Here is a 349-nt window from a genome sequence, read left to right as displayed (position 1 = left end):
AATAATCGTGACGATTGGTATCAGGCCATGCACCGGAGCAATAATGGTTCTGCTTTTCGCAAACATGGTTGGCCTATATTGGATGGGCGTTCTGAGTGCCTTTGCGATGGCCGTAGGCACAGCATTAACAACCTCATTAATTGCAATGATGACGCTAACAGGTAAACATCTAGTGAAGCGCTATTTGGCAGCAGGTAACAAGAACAGTAGTGAATCATTGAAAGCCGCAGGTCATTACTTGCAACTCTTTGGCGGCATTTTACTTGTGTTGATTGGCTTGTTGTTAATGAACGGCCAAGACAGTGGCATGTCGCCTGTTTTCACTATGTAGAGCGCAAGAACGTAGCAA

General features: G+C 45.3%; 1 pseudogene. It reads left to right on the top strand.

Annotated features, from left to right (window positions below):
• Window positions 1-331 (top strand): annotated as a pseudogene (locus AB4512_RS24240) (hypothetical protein); the annotation flags it as partial.
• Between the last annotated feature and the right edge of the window lie 18 nt (window positions 332-349).

It is taken from the genome of Vibrio sp. 10N.222.52.B7 (genome assembly GCF_041474275.1).
In the GTDB taxonomy this organism is placed as follows: domain Bacteria; phylum Pseudomonadota; class Gammaproteobacteria; order Enterobacterales; family Vibrionaceae; genus Vibrio; species Vibrio crassostreae_C.
The sequence above is the reverse complement of the archived record's forward strand: the minus strand, read 5'-3'. Positions and strand labels throughout refer to the sequence as shown.